An 18,419-nucleotide genomic window follows, 5' to 3' on the forward strand; every position below is an offset into this window, starting at 1 on the left:
GGCGGTGGGCTACAGCCGCGCCAGCGCCCTCCCCGCCACCTCGCGTCCGATCGGCAGCGACGCCGTCGCCGCGGGCGACGGCGCGTTCAGGACGTGGACCGTCCGCGGTGCCTCCCGGATCAGGAAGTCGTCGACCAGCGTCCCGTCCCGCAGCACGGCCTGCGCCCGCACCCCCGCGTCCGCCCGTCGCAGGTCCGACTCCGACACCACCGGCAGCAGCCGTCGCACCGCCTCCGTGAAGGCCCGCTTCGACACCGAACGCCGCAGCTCACCCGCCCCGTACCGCCAGTGGGCCCGGGCGATCGCCCACGAGCCGGGCCACGCGAGCGTGCCGGCCAGCTCGCGCGGGCGGACGACGGACCAGCCGTACCCCTCCCGGGCGAGCGCCGGGACCGCGTTCGGCCCGATGTGGACGCCGCCGTCGATCCCCCGCGTCAGATGCACCCCGAGGAAGGGGAAGGCCGGGTCCGGCACCGGATAGACGAGGCCCCGCACGAGGGAGGGGTCCTTGAGCTCGTAGTACTCCCCCCGGAAGGGCACGATCCGCATGCCCGGGTCGTCGCCCGCGAGCCGCGCGATCCGGTCGCAGTGCAGCCCCGCGCAGTTGACCAGGACCCGCGCCCGCACCACCCGGCCGTCCGCCGTCCGCACGGCGACCCCCCAGGGCCGCCGGTCGATGACGGTGACCTCCGCCCCGTACAGGATCCGGGCCCGCGAGGACTCGGCGAGCCGCCGGGACACCGCCCCGTAGTCGCAGATGCCGGTCGTGCCGACGTGGATCGCGGCCAGGCCCGTCACCCGCGGCTCGTACTCGCTGATCTGGGCGGGACCGAGCTCGCGCACCGGGATGCCGTTCTCCCTGCCGCGCTGCACGAGCGCGTGCAGCCGGGGCAGCTCCTCGCGCGCGGTGGCGACGACGAGCTTGCCCGTCACCTCGTACGGAATGCCCCATTCCGCACAGAACTTGACCATTTCGGCCGCGCCCTCGACCGCGAACCGGGCCTTGAGCGACCCCGGCCGGTAGTAGATCCCGCTGTGGATCACCCCGCTGTTGCGCCCGGTCTGGTGGCTCGCGAGCGCGTGCTCCTTCTCCAGGACCGTGACCCGGGTGCCGGGAGCGGCGCGCGTCAGGGCGTACGCCGTCGACAGACCGACGATCCCGCCGCCGATCACCAGCACGTCACAGTCAAACACCAGCGCCACCTCCCACCCCCGATAGTGCACTGGCCCACTGACAATGCCGTGAAACCTCGCACGACGGCACGAGACGCAGGTCACGCCGAACCGGGCCGCGCCGACGCGGGGCGGGCTGACGCAGGCCACGCCGACGCAGGCCGCGCCGACGCGGGGCCCGTCGGCTCACGTCACACCCCTCGCGTCGGGGGCGACGAGCGGCGCCCCCGCCCCTCACGCCGGTGCGACGAGGAGCGGCCTGGCCCGCTCCCGCAGTTCCATGACCCGGGGCTCGTCCCCGTACGGCTCCAGCCGGTGCAGCAGATCCCGTACGTACTCCGTCGTCCGCGCCGACGAGATCCGCCCCGCCACCTCCACCGCGCGCGTGCCCGCCGCGCAGGCCGCGTCCAGGTTGCCCGACTCCAGCTCGGCGACGGCGGAGACCACCAGCCGCAGCCCGTGGGAGCGGACGAACTCCTCGGTCGGCCGCGAGAGCGCCTGCTCGGTGAAGCGGCGCACCTCGCGCGGCGCCTTCAGATCGCTGTAGCACTCGGCGGCGTCGGCGCAGAACCGGTCGTACGAGTAGAAGCCCAGCCAGGTCGGGTCGCCGTCGCCCTCGCGGGAGCGCTCCAGCCAGCCCTCGGCGGACTTGAGCGCGGCCGCCGCGGCGACCCCGTCACCGGCCTTCGCGTGCGCGCGTGCCTCGACGAGCCGGAAGAAGGACATGGTGCGGGCGGTGGCGAGGCCCCGGTTCCGTTCGAGCGCGGCCTGGGCGAGGTCGACGCCCTCGTCGGCGAAGCCCCGGTAGGTGGCCTGGAGGGACATCGAGGCGAGGACGTAGCCGCCGAGGGGCACGTCGGCGGCGGCGCGGGCGAGCCGCAGCGCCTGGATGTAGTAGCGCTGGGCGGCCTCCTGCTGTCCGGTGTCGAAGGCCATCCAGCCGGCGAGCCGGGTGAGCTCGGCGGTCGCGCCGAAGAGGGCCCGGCCGACCTCGTCGGAGTACGAGGCGAGCAGCAGCGGGGCCGCGTCCACGCGTAAGCACTCGGGGACCATGGACGAACGCCAGTCCCCGCCGCCGTACTTGGAGTCCCAGCGGCGCGCGTCCTCGGCGGCCTCGCGGAGCTTGGCGACGTCGCTGTGCCCCACGCGCACGTACTCGGCGGCGACCGAGGCTGCCGCCGCGCCGCCCGTGGCGCCCCCGCTCCCGCCCCCGCCGGTGATCCCGGCTCCCGGTGGGCGCGGTGCCTCGCGCTCCACCGAAGGGTCGGCCGGGGTTATCAGCCAGCGGGACGCGGGCGTCGCGTACGCGCTCACCGCGAAGGAGCCGGCGAGCGACTGCCAGATCCCGCCGCCGCCGGCCCGCCGCCCGGCGAGATCCAGCCGGTACAGGTCGGTCGCCGAGCGCACCGCCTCGCCCACGTCGCGCGGGAACGCGAGGCCCACCTCGGGCGCGGGGTCGGCGTCGGCGAGCCCGATCTCGTTCAGCGGCACGGGCCGGCCGAGCTTCTGCCCGATCGCGGCGGCGATCAGATGCGGCGCGGCGCCCTGCGGCACCATGCCCTTCGACACCCACCGGGCGACCGATGTCTTGTCATAGCGAAGCGTCAGGCCCCGTTGCGCACCGAGGTCGTTGACGCGCCGGGCCAGCCCGGCGTTGCTGATTCCCGCGAGGGCGAGAACCGTGCCGAGCTTTTCGTTCGGCCCGCGTTGCTCCCTGGACATGACGCCACCCCTCGACAACCCAGACGGCCGCCACGACGCCGGGCATAGGCGTGCGGCATTCGTAAACACAGCGTAGTTCGCCGCATCCCTACCGTTAAGGGGCGGTGTTCCGTATGGCGAGATTGTTGTGTGAAAGACCGACAGCCGGGCTCGGCGGACCGGCTCGTGCTCCCGCCGTGTGGCCGTGCGCCCGGCCGTGCGCTCTCTCGGCGTGCCCGGGGGAGCGCTTCCATGAGTAGCGCGTGGGTCGGCCCGCTCGGCCGGGAAGTGTCCCGGACCAGTGGGCTGGGGGATACCGCCGCCCCATTCCCCGCGGGCGGCGGACGGCACCGGGAGGCGGGAGCGCCTCCCGGGCTGCCGGTGGCAGGTGTGAGGCGGTGTGCGTGGGCAGGTGTCCCGGACGCTTCTCAACCCCCTCGGGGAGGGTCGATATTTGGCCGAATGACGCCGGTGTCCAACTGGCCCATGCCAGGGGCGCATTCGGCTTTCGCGCGCGTGCACCCGGACTCCGCCCCGTGCGCCGTTGTCGTGGCAGCATGTCTCCCACCGAAACGGATGTGGAGGCGCCGATGCGATGGCTGGTGGGCTGGAGCAGTGTCGCCGCGGGCTTCGCAACGACGGCCGGGGCCCGGGCGGGCTCGGTGAGCGGCCCGTACGGCGGCGGATACGGCTCCGGCTCGGGCGGATACGGCTCGGGTGCCGGATACGGCTCCGGCGCGGGCGCCGGCCACGTCTCGGGCTCAAGCGCAGACCTCGGCTCAGGCTCCGGCTACGGCCCCGGCTACGGCCACGCGGCCGCCACCGAGGGGCGCACGGTGCAACCGGTCGGCGCACAACTCCTCTGGGGCGACCCCGATCCGCTGTGGGCGGTCGGCGACTGGCGCCCCGACGAGGTGCGCGTCGTGGCCGTCGACGACCACACCCGTCTCGCCGTCCTCGGCTGTTGCGCCGCCAGCGACGAGGAACTGCGGATCGGCCTGCTCACCGCGCGCGGGGGCGCGTTGCGGCATCTCACGGCATGGCCCGGCAGCTACACCGCGGTCGTCAAGGCCGGCCGCCGGGTCACCGTCACCGGTGATCTCGCGGGCGCCCGGCCCGTGTTCCACACCCCGTGGGCCGGCGGCACCGCCTTCGCCACCGCCGCCCTGCCGCTCGCCGACCTGGTCGAGGCCCAGCTCGACATCGGCCACCTCGCGGCGCTGCTCGCCTGCCCGGAGACCCCGGAGGCGCTGCGCGACTCCACCCCGTACGAGGGGGTCAGGCGGGTGCCGCCGGGGCACGCGCTGATCCTGCGGGAGGGCTCGCGCGAGATCACCGGGTACGAGCAGGTCGCCTCGCTCGCGGTCGCGGCGGCCCAGGCCGACCCCCGGCAGGCCGTGGAGGGGGTCAAGGACGCCCTGATCGAAGCCGTACGCGCGCGGCTCACCGCCCCCCGGCACGCGCCCGAGGCGCCACTGCCCGACCCGGGCCCGGTGCCCGGCATGGGGCCGGCCGACCGGCGCGCGGCCCGGGGCGCCGGCCCGGCGCCCGGCATCGGCGCCGACCTCTCGGGCGGCAGCGCGTCCGGCACCCTCGCGCTGCTCGCGGCGGGCCTCCCCGGGGTGCCGGGCACGATCACCGGGCAGGGCACGGGCGCGGGGGAGCGGCTGCTCGCCGTCACCTTCAACGACCTGGCCACGCGCGCGGGTGCGGAACGGGAGGACGAACTGAAGCGGGCCGGGGCGCTCGCGGCCGACCCGCGGCTGCATCACGTGGTCGTCGCAGGCGGCGAGGAGGCGCTCCCGTACGCCGCGCTCGACGGGCCGCTCACGGACGAGCCGGGGCCGTCCCTCGTGACGGCCGAACGGCATCGGAGACGGCTCGCGGGAGGCAGCGCCGACCACTTCACCGGCATGGGCGCCAAGCAGGTCCTGGACGCGCACCCGGCACGCCTCGCGGACCTCCTGATGGACCGCAGGCGCCGCTCCCTGGTGCGTCCGGTGACGGCGCTCGCGAAGGCCTCGGGGACGTCGGCGGGCTCGCTCCTGGTGCCGCTGACGGTGTACCGGGCGGCGCGGAAGCTGGCCCGTACCCCGTACCGGACGGGCCTGGAGGCGGCCGCCCAGCGGGTCCTGGAGGCGAACCGCACGGCTCCGGACGGCTTCGGCCCCCTGGAGGCGTCCCTCTCGGCGCTCACCTGGTCCCGGCCGGGGCCCGCGGCGCGGTGGCTGACGGGGGAGGCGCTGGCTGAAGTATCGGTTCGTCTGAACCGGGCGGCGACCCTGCCGACCTCCGTCCAGCGCCCCGGCGAAGCACGCGCGCGTGCCGCGCTCGCGCGGGCGGCGGCCGACCACCGGGTCCTGGAACAGGCCGCGGAGATCCGTGGCCAGCGCCTGCACGCCCCCTTCCTCGACAACCAGGTCGTACGGGCCTGCCGCGTCCTCCCGGAAGCGCTCCGGGTCCAGCCGGACGCCCGCGCGGGCGTCCTGCGCACGGTGCTGTCCGGCGCCGGCATCCACGACCTCCCCGCGGGCTGGGGCGCCCCCCACCCGGCGGTCCCGGCCGGCGCCACCCGCGCGGGCCTGCGCGCGGCGCTCCCCCAGCTGATCGTCCTCTTCGACGCCCCGCTGCTCGCCGACGCGGGCCTGATCGAGGCACGCGTGGTCCGCGAGGCCCTCCGCGCAGCGGCCGACGGCGCCCCCGTCCCCCTCGACGGCCTCGCGGACCTCGTCTCCACCGAACTCTGGCTCCGCCGCCTCATGTCCCGCCGGGGCTCCTGCTGGACCAGCACGACAGAACCCCGCGCCCATCGCGCGGTCCAGGGTCCCCTGATCCCGGCGACGAGGTCCCTCCCGGCGTGAAACCCTGACCGCGAGACGAGACGCCATGACCACGGCGGAGTCCGCAACGAACCCGCCCGGCGGGCCACCGACCCCGTCGACCGCGTGTGCACCGAACCCTCCGGCGGCGACTGAGGACACAGGTCCATCCACAAGCCGGGGACACTCGTCGCGCCGCCTCACCGCCCCCGGCTCCGCCCTGGACACCTCGGGCTTCTGACGGCGGACCCCGAGGGCGCACCGGGGTAAACCCCGAGGCGCACGCAACGGCCGCCGGACACAATGAGCCGGTGCGGTATCTCATCCTCGGCACCACCGAGGCCCTCGACCCCCTCGGCCGCCGCCTCCCCCTCGGCGGCGCCCGGCTGCGTGCCCTGCTCGCCGCCCTCGCGCTGCGCGGCGGACACCCCGCATCCGTCACCGAGCTCGCCGACGACGTGTACGGGGACTCCCCGCCGCAGGACGCCCCAGCCGCCCTCCAGGCCCTCGTCGGCCGCCTCCGGCGGACCATCGGCAGCGATGCCGTCGCCTCCACCCCCGGCCCCGGCTACCGGCTCGTGGCCGCTCCCGAGGACATCGACCTGTACGTCTTCGAGCGCCAGGTCCAGGACGCGGCGGCCCACCTCGACGCCGGCGCCCCGGAGAAGGCCGCCGCCCTTCTCCGCCCGGCCCTCGGCCTCTTCCGGGGGCCCGCCCTCGCCGACCTGTCCGGCCCGGCCGGCGTCCGTCCCGAGGCGCAGCGGCTCGCGGCGCTGCGGCAGCGCGTCGAGGCCGACCTGCGCCGGGGCGCCACCGACGGACTCGTACCGGAGCTGACCGGGCTCACCACCACGTACCCGTACGACGAGCCCTTCCACGCCCAGCTGATCCGCGCCCTGCGGGCCGAGGGCCGGCACGCCGACGCCCTCGCCGCCTTCGAGTCGGCCCGCCGTACCCTCGCGGACGCCCTCGGCGCCGACCCCGGCCCCGAACTCGCCGCCCTCCACCGGGAGCTCCTCGCGGGTCCGCCCCCGACCCCTGCCCCGAGCCCGCCCCCGACTCCTGCGCGTACGGGCGCCCCGTGGGGGCCGCAGACCGCTGCCGACGCGCGGCCCACGTCACCGCCGGACCACCCGCGTCGCCCGACACCCCCGGCCACCTCCTCCTCCTCCTCAACTCTCACTCCCGCCCCCGGCAACATCCGCCCCCGCCTCACCTCCTTCGTCGGCCGGGAGCCCGAGCTGGCCGCGATCCACGCCGATCTGGACCGCTTCCGCCTCGTCACGCTCACCGGCCCCGGCGGCTCCGGCAAGACCCGGCTCGCCGAAGAGGCCGCCCTGAGGGTCTTCGCCCCGGCCGACGCCCCGGACGCCCCCGCCGCCCCCGCCCCCGTCGAGTCCGCCGCCCCCGACCCCCTCGCCCCCGCCGCCTGGATCGCCGAACTCGCCCCGCTCGACGACCCCGAGGCCGTCCCCGGCGCCGTCCTCTCCGCGCTCCGGCTCCGCGAGGTCAACCTGATCACCCGCGAGGGCGTGACCCTCCAGGACGACCCCACAGCCCATCTCGTCGAGCACCTCGCCCGCCGCCCCTTCCTCCTCGTCCTCGACAACTGCGAGCACGTGATCGACGCGGCCGCCGCCCTCGCCGAGACCCTCCTCACCGACTGCCCGCAGCTCCGCATCCTCGCCACCAGCCGCGAACCCCTCGGCATCCCGGGGGAGTCGGTCCGCCCCCTCGAACCCCTGCCGCCGGACCCCGCGCACCGCCTCTTCGCCGAGCGCGCCCGCGCCGTACGCCCCGACGTCGACCTCACCCGGGACGGCGGCGCCGCCGTCGACGAGATCTGCCGCCGCCTTGACGGCCTGCCCCTCGCCATCGAACTGGCAGCCGCCCGGCTCCGGCTCCTCACCCCGCGCCAGATCGCCGACCGCCTCGACGACCGCTTCCGTCTCCTCACCTCCGGCTCCCGCACGGTCCTGCCCCGCCAGCAGACGCTCCGCGCGGTCGTCGACTGGTCCTGGGACCTGCTCGACCCCGACGAGCGCACCCTGCTCCGCCAGGTCTCGGTCTTCGCCGGCGGCTGGGACCTCGCCGCCGCCGAGGCCCTCTCCCCGCGCGCGGCGGATCCGCTCGGCGCCCTGGTCGACAAGTCCCTCGTGGTCGCCACCCCCGTCGAGGGCGGCGAGATGCGGTACCGGCTCCTGGAGACCATCCACGAGTACGCGGTCGAGCGCGCCGCCGAGGCCCCGGAGGTCCTCGCCGCCGTCGAGGCGGCCCACACCGCCCACTTCGCGGCCCTCGCCGAGACCGCGGAGCCGAAACTCCGCTCGGCCGAGCAGCTTCCGTGGATCGAGCGGATCGAACGCGATCTGGACAACATCCGCGCCGCCCTGCACCGCACCGTCGTCACCTCCCCCGACGAGGCCACCGCCCACCGCCTGGTCTTCGCCATGGGCTGGTTCTGGTGGCTGCGCAACTACCGCCCCGAGGGCCTCACCTGGGTCGACCGCACGGTCGCGCTCGGCGACGATCCGGACGACCCTGACGACCCGCGCTACTGGCCCCGGATGCGCCTGCGCATGCTGCAGTTCTTCCTGGAGGTCGAGAGCCGCACCCTGCGGGACTTCGAGGAACCGGAGGCGCTCGCGCTCGCCCGCCGCGTGCGGACGGCGTTCGGCGAGCCGCCCGGCCCCGAGGGCGCCCGGTTCCCCGGCCTGCTCTGGCCGTTCACCGCGTACCTCACCGAGGAACCGGCCGTGGTCCGTGACCTCCTCGACCAGGCCGTCGCCAACTGCCGCCGCCACGGCGGCGACTGGGAGGTCGGCGTCAGCCTCATGTTCCGTACGCACATGGTCGTCGACATGCCCGGCGGCATGCCCGGCATCGACGAGGACCTGGCCGAGCTCCGCGACCTCGCCCGGAGCGTCGGCGACCGCTGGATGGGCGCCCAGATCGCGAGCGCGGTGGGCGAGGCCCATATGCTGCGCGGCCGCACCGAGGAGGCCGGGGAGGCGTACGAGGAGGCCCTCCGGCTGGCCCGTGAGGTCGGCGCGCACGCCGAGTCGCCGTTCCTCCTCGCCCGTCTGGCCGAACTCGCCTATCAAACGGGAGACATGGAGGCCGCGGAGAAGGGGCTCGACGAGGCCTCGTGGGAGGCGGAGCGCTACCGCGTGCGGGACACCGGCGTGTTCGTCTGCTTCCTGCGGGCGGCCCTCGCGCTGTACCGCGGTGAGGTCGCGGAGGCCCGCGCCCAGCTGGAGCAGGCGGGCCGCACGGTCGCGACCGGGGCACCGCCACCGCACTTCGAGGCGGTCCTCGTGGGGCTGTCCGCGCGCGTCGAGGCGGGCGAGGGGCGGGCGTCCGCCGTCGCCACGGCCACCGAGGCGCTGCGCAGCGCGCGGGACGCGCAGTGCGCGGACTTCATCGTCTCGGGCCTGGGGGAGGGCCTCGCGGTCGTCCTGTCCTCGGCGGGCGAACCGGCTCTGGCGGTGAGGATCATGGCGGCCGTCGAGGGCTGGCGCACCGAGCTGCCCCGCTCGGTCCCCGGCCTGAAGGACCTCCGGGACGTGACCGACCGGGCGCTCGCGGCGCTCGGTCCGCCGGGCGTCGCCGCCGCCCGCGCGGCGGGCGAGGGCCTCGGCGTCGACGAGGTCCTCGCCCTCGCGGAGAGCGCCGCCGCGCGGCCCGAACCGGGCGGACCCGAGACGGACGGGACCGTCAGGAGCAGCTGATCCGCGACTGCGCCCAGTCGGCGACCGCGGCCCGCCCGAACGGCGTGTGCTCCTCCACCACCAGGCGGATCGTGCGGCGGCCGGAGACGTCGACGTGCACCGGGACCGGCGGGTCGCCGGCCCGGACCACGTCGGAGCGCCAGAGCCGCTCCTCGTCCCCGTACACGGAGAACCGGACGCCGCCGACGCCGAGCAGTGCGCTCAGGTCGTCGACGCCGACGATCGCGTCGTAACTCGTGCACTGGCGGTTGAGGTCGATCAGCAGGGACGAGGGCGCGTGGACGCTCACCCCGTGCGCGTACGGGGTGCCGCCGATGGACAGGCTTTCGCGCTGCCACATCCAGCTGCTGTCGGAGAGGGCGACCTCGGGCTTCGTGCCGTCGCCGAAGATCCCGTAGTCCAGCTCGTTGACCTGGTAGACCTTCGGCGGGGCGGGCGGCGGCGCCGGCTTGGGCGAGGGCTTCTCAGGGCTGGGCGTCGGCGTGGGTGTGGGTGCCGGCTCCGGCGTGGGGCTGGGCTTCGGCGGCGGCGGCTTCGGTGACGGCTTCGCGGGCGTCGGCTTCGGCGTGGGCTTCGCGGGAGGCGATGTGGGGGCCGGCGTCGGCGCGGGCGGCGGCTCGGACGTCACGGGCGGCGGCGGTACGGGCTTCGGCGTCGGCTTCGCCGGCGGCGGGGGCTCCGCCGGTACGACGGGGGTGACGACGGGCTGGCTGGGTCTGGGCGCTGCCACGGGCTGCGGGTCCCCGGCCATGGCCCAGACGAGTCCGGCGGCCGCGGCGACGGCCACGGCCGCCGCGATCCCGGCCTTGGCGGGCGCGCCGAGTCCCTCGGCGGCGGCGCCCCCGGAGGCCGCACCGCCGGACGACCCGGTGGCGGCGGCCGCGGCACCGGCCGCGCCCGCGCCGACGGCTCCACCGGCGACGACGCCGGCGGCCTTGAGCGAGTACCCGGCGGCGAACCAGCCGATGACGGCGACCGGAAGCAGCGCGGGGATCCCTGCGTTCACGTGGGCCAGCTCACCGGCGGCGAGCCGGCACTTGGCGCACTCGTCCAGGTGCTTGCGCAGTCCGCGTTCGGCGCGCATCCGCAGACCGCCGCGCGCGTAGGCGCCGAGCCGGTCGGCGTAGCGGGCGCAGTCGCCGCCGGCCGTCAGGGACTGGCTGACGTGGGCCTGGAGGTAGGCCTGCTTGAGGCCTTCGCGGGCGCGGCTGGCGAGTACGGCCGTGGCGTTGGCGGTCAGGCCGAAGAGCGGCGCGACCTCGCTCGGGGACTCCTCCTCGACGGTGGTGTGCCACAGCACGGCCTGCCAGCGCTCGGGCAGCGAGCGGAAGGCCTGCATGGCGAGCGACTGCTCCGCCTCGTGCATGGCCAGGACGTCGGCGCCGAGGTCGAGGCCCGCCCCGAAGGACGCGGTCTGGTCGGAGACCTCGGAGGAGCGGGCGGCCTCGGCCGCGAACACCGCGAAGTCCTCGACGAGGTGTTCCCGCTTCTGCGTCTTCGTCCAGTTCGCGGCCACGCGCCGGACGGTGGTCATCAGATAGGCGCGTACGGCCTGTTCGGGACCGGCTCCGCCGCGGACCGCCTGGAGCGTGCGGGCGAAGACCTCGGCGGTCAGGTCGTCGGCGGTGTGGGCGTCCCGGCAGCAGGTCCTGGCGTACCGGCGTACGGCGTCGGAGTGTCTGCGGAAGAGTTCCTCGTACGCGGAGTCGTCGCCGTCCCGCATGAGCTGGACGAGCTCGGAGTCGGAGGGCGGCAGTTCGACGGGCGGCGGAAGGACGGTGTCGTGCTCGTGGTGGTCCTCGGCGGCGGGACCGGTCCCGGCCGTGCCGAACCCGGCCTCCGCCCCGGAGCCGGCGCCCCACCTGGAGGCCTTGCCCTCGCGCTGCTGCGGCACACTCGGGTCGAGCGGCTCCACGGGACCGGCGGCACCGGCCGAACCCGCGCCCACGGAACCCGGTCCGGCGGTGTCCGGTACACCGGAGAGGCCTCCCGGCCCACCCTGGCTCGGCACCTGCCGGGAGGGCGGATCCTCCGCCTCGGCGGGGCCGCCGAGCGGCTCGTCCCGACTGTCACCGCTCATCGCGGAAGCCCCCGTACGCACGCTCGGACCCGAACACCGGCCAAGCGTGCCACAGAGCGCGGGCACGCCGAAGCGCCGCGTCCACTTACCACTCATCCGGGGTGACTTCGGGTATCCGGGCGTAACCGCTCACACGTTCGTGGCATGCTCGTTGATCCGCCCGGACCACGAAGGACCCCTACCCGCGCCGGGGCGCGGGCAGCCGACTCCTACCGGGAGCGCAGCCCTTCGAGCAGGATGTCGAGGAGACGCGTCGAGGCCGCCGCCTGCTGCACCGCGTCCGGCAGCGCCGGAGCGGCCGTGGCGATGACGAGGAGGACGTCGGCCACGGTCACGTCGGTCCGCAGCTCACCCGCCTCACGCGCCCGGTCGACCAGCCGGCCGACCACCTCCAGGAGCTCCGCGGCACCCGCGTCGTCCTTCTCCTCGGCCGGTACGGCCCGCGGCGCGACCACGCGCGCGTCGGCCTGCTCGCCGATGACCCGCTGGTGCGGCACCCGCGCCGCGTCGCCCGCGTCCTGGGAGCCGCCGCCGAGCGGCAGCACCGTGACGTCGTCGACGCCCACCCGCAGCACCTGCGGCGGAAGGAGCCGGCCCGCGCCCGAGGCCACCGAGGTCCGCAGGAACCGGGAGAGCGCCGACCACGGCTCGTCCTCCTGGCCGAGCGCGGCCCGTGCCTGCTCGGTCAGCCGGGAGGTCTCCTCCTCGGCTATCCGTCTGACCAGCACGTCCTTGCTCGGGAAGCGGCGGTAGACGGTGCCGACACCGACGCGGGCGCGACGCGCCACGTCCTCCATCGGAGCCCCGTAACCGAGCTCGCCGAAGACCTCGCGCGCGGCGCGCAGGACGTGCTCCAGATTGCGCTGGGCGTCCACCCGCAGCGGCGCGGACCTGCCGGACACCGGTGCGCCGTTGCGCTCCGAGCCGCCGAGGCCCGTGTGCGGGCCGTCGTCCACGGTCGCCGTCCCGGCGCCCGTCTGCCATCGTGAATCCTGAATATGCATAAGCGTTCCCCCGCTCATGATGTCTCCCCCCGGAGACTCCCCGCCCTGAAACGGGGCTTCCGGCGGCGAGCGCTTCGGTCCACGCGCTCTCATCCGACACCCCGACGAAGTACGAACATAGTTGAGTCCGGGTCAATTCAGAAGGGGGAGTTCCGTACGGTGCGCCCCCCGATCGGAGCAAGGAGGGGAACACTCCCGATTCCGGCCCTCCACTCGACCCGGCGCGTCCACCCTGACCTGCGCCGTTGCTCCCGTCCTCCCCTTGCGCGCCACCCCGCGCCTCCGTACCCCTCCGGTCACACAATTTGCCGGGGCTGTGGACAAACCACGGACGGCGGTGCGTCATGGGACAGTGACGGAACCTGCGCGCATTCTCGTGGTCGGCGGTGGCTACGTCGGCATGTACACCGCGCTGCGCCTCCAGCGGCAGCTCAGGGCCGAGCTCAGAGCCGGCGACGCCGAGATCACGGTGGTCACCCCCGAGCCGTACATGACGTACCAGCCGTTCCTCCCCGAGGCCGCCGCCGGCTCGATCTCCCCGCGGCATGTCGTCGTGCCGCTCCGCCGGGTCCTCGACCGCTGCCGGATCGTCATCGGCGAGGTCCTCTCCGTCGACCACGCCAAGCGGACCGCGACCCTCTCCACCCTCGCGACCGCCGAGGAGGGCACCGGCACCGTCGACCTCACGTACGACGAACTGGTCATCGCGCCGGGCTCGGTCTCCCGCACCCTCCCGGTCCCCGGCCTCGCCGACCACGGCATCGGCTTCAAGACCGTGGAGGAGGCCATCGGCCTGCGCAACCACGTCATCGAGCAGATGGACATCGCCTCCTCGACCCGTGACCCCGCGATCCGCGACGCCGCCCTGACCTTCGTCTTCGTCGGCGGGGGCTACGCGGGCGTGGAGGCGCTCGCCGAACTGGAGGACATGGCCCGCTACACGGCGCGGTACTACCACAACATCAAGCCGGAGGACCTGCGCTGGGTCCTCGTCGAGGCCTCGGACCGCATCCTGCCCGAGGTGGGCGAGGAGATGGGGAAGTACGCCATCCGCGAGCTGCGCGGCCGGAACATCGACGTACGCCTGGAGACCCGCCTCGAATCCTGCGAGGACCGGATCGCGGTCCTCAGCGACGGCACCCGGCTGCCCACCCGCACCGTCGTCTGGACCGCGGGCGTGAAGCCCGCCCCCGTGCTCGCCGCGACCGACCTGCCGCTGAACGAGCGCGGCCGGCTCCGCTGCACGGCCGAGCTCGCCGTCGAGGGCGTCGCCCACGCCTGGGCCGCCGGCGACGCCGCCGCCGTCCCCGACGTGACCTCGAAGGCACCCGGCACGGAGTGCGCGCCCAACGCGCAGCACGCCGTCCGCCAGGCCAAGGTCCTCGCCGAGAACATCGCGGCCTCCCTGCGCGGGCAGCCGCTCAAGGAGTACGCGCACGCGTACGTCGGCTCCGTGGCGTCCCTCGGCCTCCACCAGGGCGTCGCCCACGTCTACGGACGGAAACTCAAGGGATATCCGGCCTGGTTCATGCACCGCGCCTACCACCTGAGCCGGGTGCCCACCTTCAACCGCAAGGCCCGGGTCCTCGCCGAATGGACCCTGTCCGGCCTGTTCAAACGGGAGATCGTCTCCCTCGGATCGCTGGAACACCCCCGCGCCGAATTCGAACTCGCCGCCGCTCCGCCACCCGACCACGGCGACAAGCCGTCGTCCTGACATCACTGTCAGTGCACTCGTCCACACTGGACGTGTGACCATAGGTGGGCTCACACCTGCACAGCGTGACTCTGCACGGCACCGACACCACGAGGCATAGAGATCCGTGAACTTCACCCGTTGGAGCGCCCGGCTCCCCGGTACACAGCGCCGCGCGGCGCGGGGGACCGAAGGCTCCGTGCCCGCCGCCCGCGGTGAGTACGCGCAGCAGCTGGAGCACCTGGCCGCCGACACCGGCGAGCCCGTCGACGTGCCCGCCCTGGAGGACTTCTCCGTACGGGAGCTCCTGGGCCGGCTGCCCGGCCTGGTCGCCCTCGCGTACGGCCCGGAGCACCGCATCGCGTACGTCAACGACGCCTACGCCGCCGCCTTCGGACCCCGCCCCGCGGGCGTGCCCGTCGCCGACACCTGCCCGGAGGCGGAGGAGCTCGGCCTGCTGCCCCTCATGGACCAGGTGCTGCGCAGCGGCAAGCCCCGCACGGTGAAGTCCCGCCGCACCCAGGACGGCGGCTCGTACACGGTGACGTGCCTGCCCGTGGACAGCGCGCACCTCGAAGGCGGCGGAGTCCTCGTCCACGCCGCGGACGTCACCGACCACGCGGAGGCCGCCGAGCGGCTGCGGGCCAGCGAGCGACGCCACCGCGAGACCGCCGTCACCCTCCAGCGCTCGCTGCTCCCGCAGGACCTGGAGCAGCCCGACGACCTGCGGATCGCCGCCACCTACCAGCCCGGCGGCACCGACGCGGCCGTCGGCGGCGACTGGTACGACGTGATCACCCTCGGCGCCGGACGCACCGCGCTCGTCATCGGCGACGTCATGGGCCGGGGGGTGCGCGCCGCCGCCGTCATGGGCCAGCTCCGCACCGCCGTCCGGGCCTACGCGCGCCTGGACCTGCCCCCGCACGAGGTGCTCCAGCTCCTCGACGGCCTCGCCGCCGAGATCGACGCCAGCCAGATCGCCACCTGCGTGTACGCGATCCACGACCCCAACGAGGGGAAGCTGGTCTACGCCTCCGCCGGCCACCTCCCGATCCTCGTCCGGGACGAGGACGGCAGCGTCCGGTGCGCGGAGGACCCGACGGGCCCGCCGCTCGGCACGGGCGGCTGGCTGCACACCTCCGGCTCCATCGCCCTGCCGCCCGGCTCGACCGCCGTCCTCTACACCGACGGTCTGGTCGAGCGGCGCCGCGAGGACATCGACGAGGGCGTCGCCGCCCTGGCCCGCGCGCTCTCCGGCGCAAGCGGCACCCCGCAGGTCGTCTGCGACCGGCTGCTCCGTTCCCTGGGGGTCACCGCGGAGCACGACGACGACGTGGCCGTCCTGGTCGTCCAGCACCCGTCCCGCAAGGGCGCCGACGCGGAGCTCTTCCACAACGCGGCCCTGGAACTCCTCGGCGGCGTGGAGGCCGCTCCCCGCGCGCGGGCGTTCGCCACCGGGGTCCTGTCGTCCTGGCGCTTCCCGGTCGAACTGCGCGACCTGGGTGTCCTCGCCACCAGCGAACTGGTCGCGAACTCCCTCCAGCACGGCACCCCGCCCATGCGGCTGCGCCTGCGCCGCACCGACCGCCGCCTGATCATCGAGGTCACGGACGGGGACGACCACCTGCCGCGCCGCCGCAGGGCGGAATCGGAGGACGAGGCGGGTCGCGGGATCTCGATCATCGCGACGATCGCCTCGTCCTGGGGGAGCCGCCGCACTCCGGGCGGCGGCAAAGCGGTCTGGTGCGAGTTCGCCCTGCCCGACCACTAGGTCAGGCGGCCGCGGTCTCCTTCTCGGGCATGTGCTGCGCCACGACCCGGGACGGCCTCACGGCGAGCGACGGCTGGTTCTGCTCCGGGGTCAGCTGCCTGCCCAGCCGCACCGCGAGGAACGTGATGCCGAGCGAGAAGAGCACGAACGTCACGATGTACGGACCGTGCAGCGCTGCTCCCATGGGCCCGCCGACGGCCGGCCCGACGGCCAGCGCCAGCTGCTTGACCAGGGCGAAGGCCGAGTTGTACTGCCCGACCATCGACTCCGGAGCCAGGTCGGCGACCAGCGGTGCCACGGTCGGCGACAGCATCGCCTCACCGAGCCCGAACAGGGCGTACGTGGAGACGAAAGCGGCCGTCGCCATGGCCTGGCTGCCGTGCCCGAGGCCCGCGTACCCGGCGATCAGCCAGGCCACGGCCCAGATCAAACCGACGGCCGCGATCACCCGGGTCCGCTTGCGGCGCTCGACGAACTTCAGCACCAGGAACTGGGCGGCCACGATCACCGCGGTGTTCGCGGCCAGCGCGATACCGAGCGTCGACGGCTGGATGCCGGCGGCCTCGGTGCCGTACGCGGCGAGACCCGACTCGAACTGTCCGTAGCAGGCGAAGAAGAGGACGAAGCCGAGGACGCACAGCTGCACCATGGCCTTGTGCCCGAGCAGCGCCCGGACGCCGCCGCCCTTGCCGCCCTCGGAGGGACGGGCACCCTGGAAGGCCGGAGAGCCCGGCATCTTCACGGTCCCGACGATCGCCGCCAGGACGAGGAACATCGCCGCCTCGATCGAGAACAGCAGGATGAAGCTGCCCGGACGGCTGGTGTCGACCAGCAGACCGCCGATCAGCCCACCGACACCGAGACCCAGGTTCTGCAGGAAGAACTGCATGGCGAACGCCCGGGTGCGCCCGACGGGCGTCGAGCACCAGACGATCATCGTGGCCAGCGCGGGCTGGAGCACGGCCGTACCGGCACCGAGCAGCGCCGCCGCCCCCACGGCCGCGGGGACGCTGGAGGCGAAGCCCATCGCCACCGCACCCACGGCGGCGACGACCGAGGCGACCAGCAGGACCGGCACGGGGCCGCGCCGGTCGATGGCCCGACCGCTGAAGGGCAGCACCACCAGTGCGGCCATGGCGAAGACGGCCAGGACGATGCCCGCCGTGGCCGCGCCCAGATCCCGCACCTGCGCCACGTACACATAGAGGTACGGCACGGTGAAGCCGAGTCCGAACGCGCTCAGCGCGCTGCCTGCCTGAATACGGCGCATCGCTGCGCCCCTCGCCTTGGTCACACTCACCCACTTCGGTCGCAGGTTCAGAGGTGTACCCCTGAACCTTGAAGACTTCAACACTAAAGTTCGAGCCTTAACAGTACACACCGAAGGACTTCAACGCCAACGAGACCCGTGGGATACTCGGCTCCATGTCCGACAACCCCGAGCGATCCGGCCCGCAGGCTCCGCAGGAGCCGAGCCTCGACGAGCAGATCGCCGCCTACCAGCGCGAGTTCCGCGACCTCGACCCCCAGGTCGAGAAGGTCGTCTCCGCCCTCGGCCGGCTGAACCGACGGATGAACGTGGCGTACGGACGCCAGCTCGCCGACCTCGGCATCAGCAACGCCGAGTGGGAGGTCCTCAAGACCCTGGTCCTCGCCGGCGAGCCCTACCGGCTGGGCCCGGGCGAGCTGGCCAAGCGGCTGGGCCTCACCCCGGCCGCGATGACCCACCGCATCGACCGCATGGCGGGAGAAGGCCTGGTCACCCGCGACCGCGACGAGAACAACCGCGTCCGTGTGATCGTCGAGCTCACCGACGAGGGCCGCTCGAAGTGGCTGGAGGCCATGCGCATGGCCACGGACTTCGAGGAGGAGCTCCTCCAGGACCTCACCTCGGACGAGCGGGGAGTCCTCGGCGAGGTCCTCATCCGTCTCCTCCGCCGCGTGGAGCTCACCCAGCCCGACGCGGGCGGCCGCCTGACGGACCTCGACTGAACTCGCTTGACAGGGCTTGACACCCCCCTGACGGATGCGTAGTGTTCTCCGAGTTGTCACAGAGCCGGAACGGTTCTTCGGCAACCACTCCGCCGCTGATAGCGGCACCTCTACTCCGCACGATCTCCCCACCGGGACGAATTTCGGCATGCCGAAATTCATTTCGAAAGACTCGATTATGAGTCGCCGGGGGAATCCGCTAGAGTTTGAGACGTCGGAACGGCCCAACAGCCGGAAAGACAAACCCCGCTGACTGGGAATCAGACGCCGAAAGGTTCTGATAGAGTCGGAACCGCCGGAAGGGCCCGGAGCGAAAGCGAATGGGACCGGAAAGCACCGAGGAAATCGGGTCGGAAAGATCTGATAGAGTCGGAAACGCAAGACCGAAGGGAAGCCCGGAGGAAAGCCCGAGAGGGTGAGTACAAAGGAAGCGTCCGTTCCTTGAGAACTCA

10 protein-coding genes are annotated in these 18,419 nt (G+C 74.2%); 5 read left to right on the forward strand and 5 right to left on the reverse strand.

Annotated elements, in window-relative coordinates; genetic code table 11:
• Positions 1-9 precede the first annotated feature (9 nt).
• Together lhgO and ACIP84_RS13915 are read right to left on the reverse strand one after the other, a co-directional pair.
• A complete protein-coding gene (lhgO, locus tag ACIP84_RS13910) occupies positions 10-1,194 on the reverse strand; it encodes an L-2-hydroxyglutarate oxidase (protein ID WP_355969175.1) in 1,185 nt (394 codons plus the stop codon).
• 213 nt (positions 1,195-1,407) lie between these two features.
• Positions 1,408-2,895, reverse strand: a complete 1,488-nt coding sequence (locus ACIP84_RS13915) for an MFS transporter (RefSeq protein ID WP_401797963.1) — start codon at positions 2,893-2,895, stop codon at positions 1,408-1,410.
• Positions 2,896-3,464: 569 nt separating this feature from the next.
• Here ACIP84_RS13915 and ACIP84_RS13920 point away from each other — a divergent pair.
• Positions 3,465-5,735, forward strand: a complete 2,271-nt coding sequence (locus ACIP84_RS13920) for an asparagine synthase-related protein (RefSeq protein WP_401797988.1) — start codon at positions 3,465-3,467, stop codon at positions 5,733-5,735.
• Positions 5,736-6,004: 269 nt separating this feature from the next.
• Positions 6,005-9,424: an AfsR/SARP family transcriptional regulator gene (locus ACIP84_RS13925; RefSeq protein ID WP_401797964.1), complete on the forward strand. Its 3,420-nt coding sequence runs from the start codon at positions 6,005-6,007 to the stop codon at positions 9,422-9,424.
• On the opposite strand, the gene ACIP84_RS13930 is transcribed toward ACIP84_RS13925, so the two are convergent.
• Together ACIP84_RS13930 and ACIP84_RS13935 are read right to left on the reverse strand one after the other, a co-directional pair.
• The gene (locus tag ACIP84_RS13930; protein ID WP_401797965.1) at positions 9,411-11,504 is read right to left on the reverse strand and encodes a sigma-70 family RNA polymerase sigma factor; all 2,094 of its coding nucleotides are present in this window, start codon (positions 11,502-11,504) and stop codon (positions 9,411-9,413) included. The two genes, ACIP84_RS13925 and ACIP84_RS13930, sit on opposite strands and share 14 nt — an antisense overlap.
• Before the next feature lie 209 nt (positions 11,505-11,713).
• Complete coding sequence (locus ACIP84_RS13935) at positions 11,714-12,508, reverse strand: helix-turn-helix domain-containing protein (protein WP_355969185.1); 795 nt, start codon at positions 12,506-12,508, stop codon at positions 11,714-11,716.
• Between the two features lie 352 nt (positions 12,509-12,860).
• Here ACIP84_RS13935 and ACIP84_RS13940 point away from each other — a divergent pair, with 352 nt between their 5' ends.
• Positions 12,861-14,225, forward strand: coding sequence for an NAD(P)/FAD-dependent oxidoreductase (locus tag ACIP84_RS13940; RefSeq protein ID WP_401797966.1), 1,365 nt, complete (start codon positions 12,861-12,863; stop codon positions 14,223-14,225).
• Between the two features lie 106 nt (positions 14,226-14,331).
• Entirely contained in the window at positions 14,332-15,975 is a 1,644-nt protein-coding gene (locus ACIP84_RS13945; protein WP_401797967.1) for a SpoIIE family protein phosphatase, read from the forward strand.
• Position 15,976: 1 nt separating this feature from the next.
• Here the strand turns inward: ACIP84_RS13945 and ACIP84_RS13950 are convergent, their stop codons facing one another.
• The gene (locus tag ACIP84_RS13950) at positions 15,977-17,245 is read right to left on the reverse strand and encodes an MFS transporter (RefSeq protein WP_401797968.1); all 1,269 of its coding nucleotides are present in this window, start codon (positions 17,243-17,245) and stop codon (positions 15,977-15,979) included.
• 155 nt (positions 17,246-17,400) lie between these two features.
• Between ACIP84_RS13950 and ACIP84_RS13955 the strand changes: the two genes are divergently transcribed.
• Entirely contained in the window at positions 17,401-17,967 is a 567-nt protein-coding gene (locus ACIP84_RS13955; RefSeq protein ID WP_055603529.1) for a MarR family winged helix-turn-helix transcriptional regulator, read from the forward strand.
• Positions 17,968-18,419: the final 452 nt, after the last annotated feature.

The organism is Streptomyces sp. NPDC088707, assembly GCF_044752725.1.
Classification (GTDB): domain Bacteria; phylum Actinomycetota; class Actinomycetes; order Streptomycetales; family Streptomycetaceae; genus Streptomyces.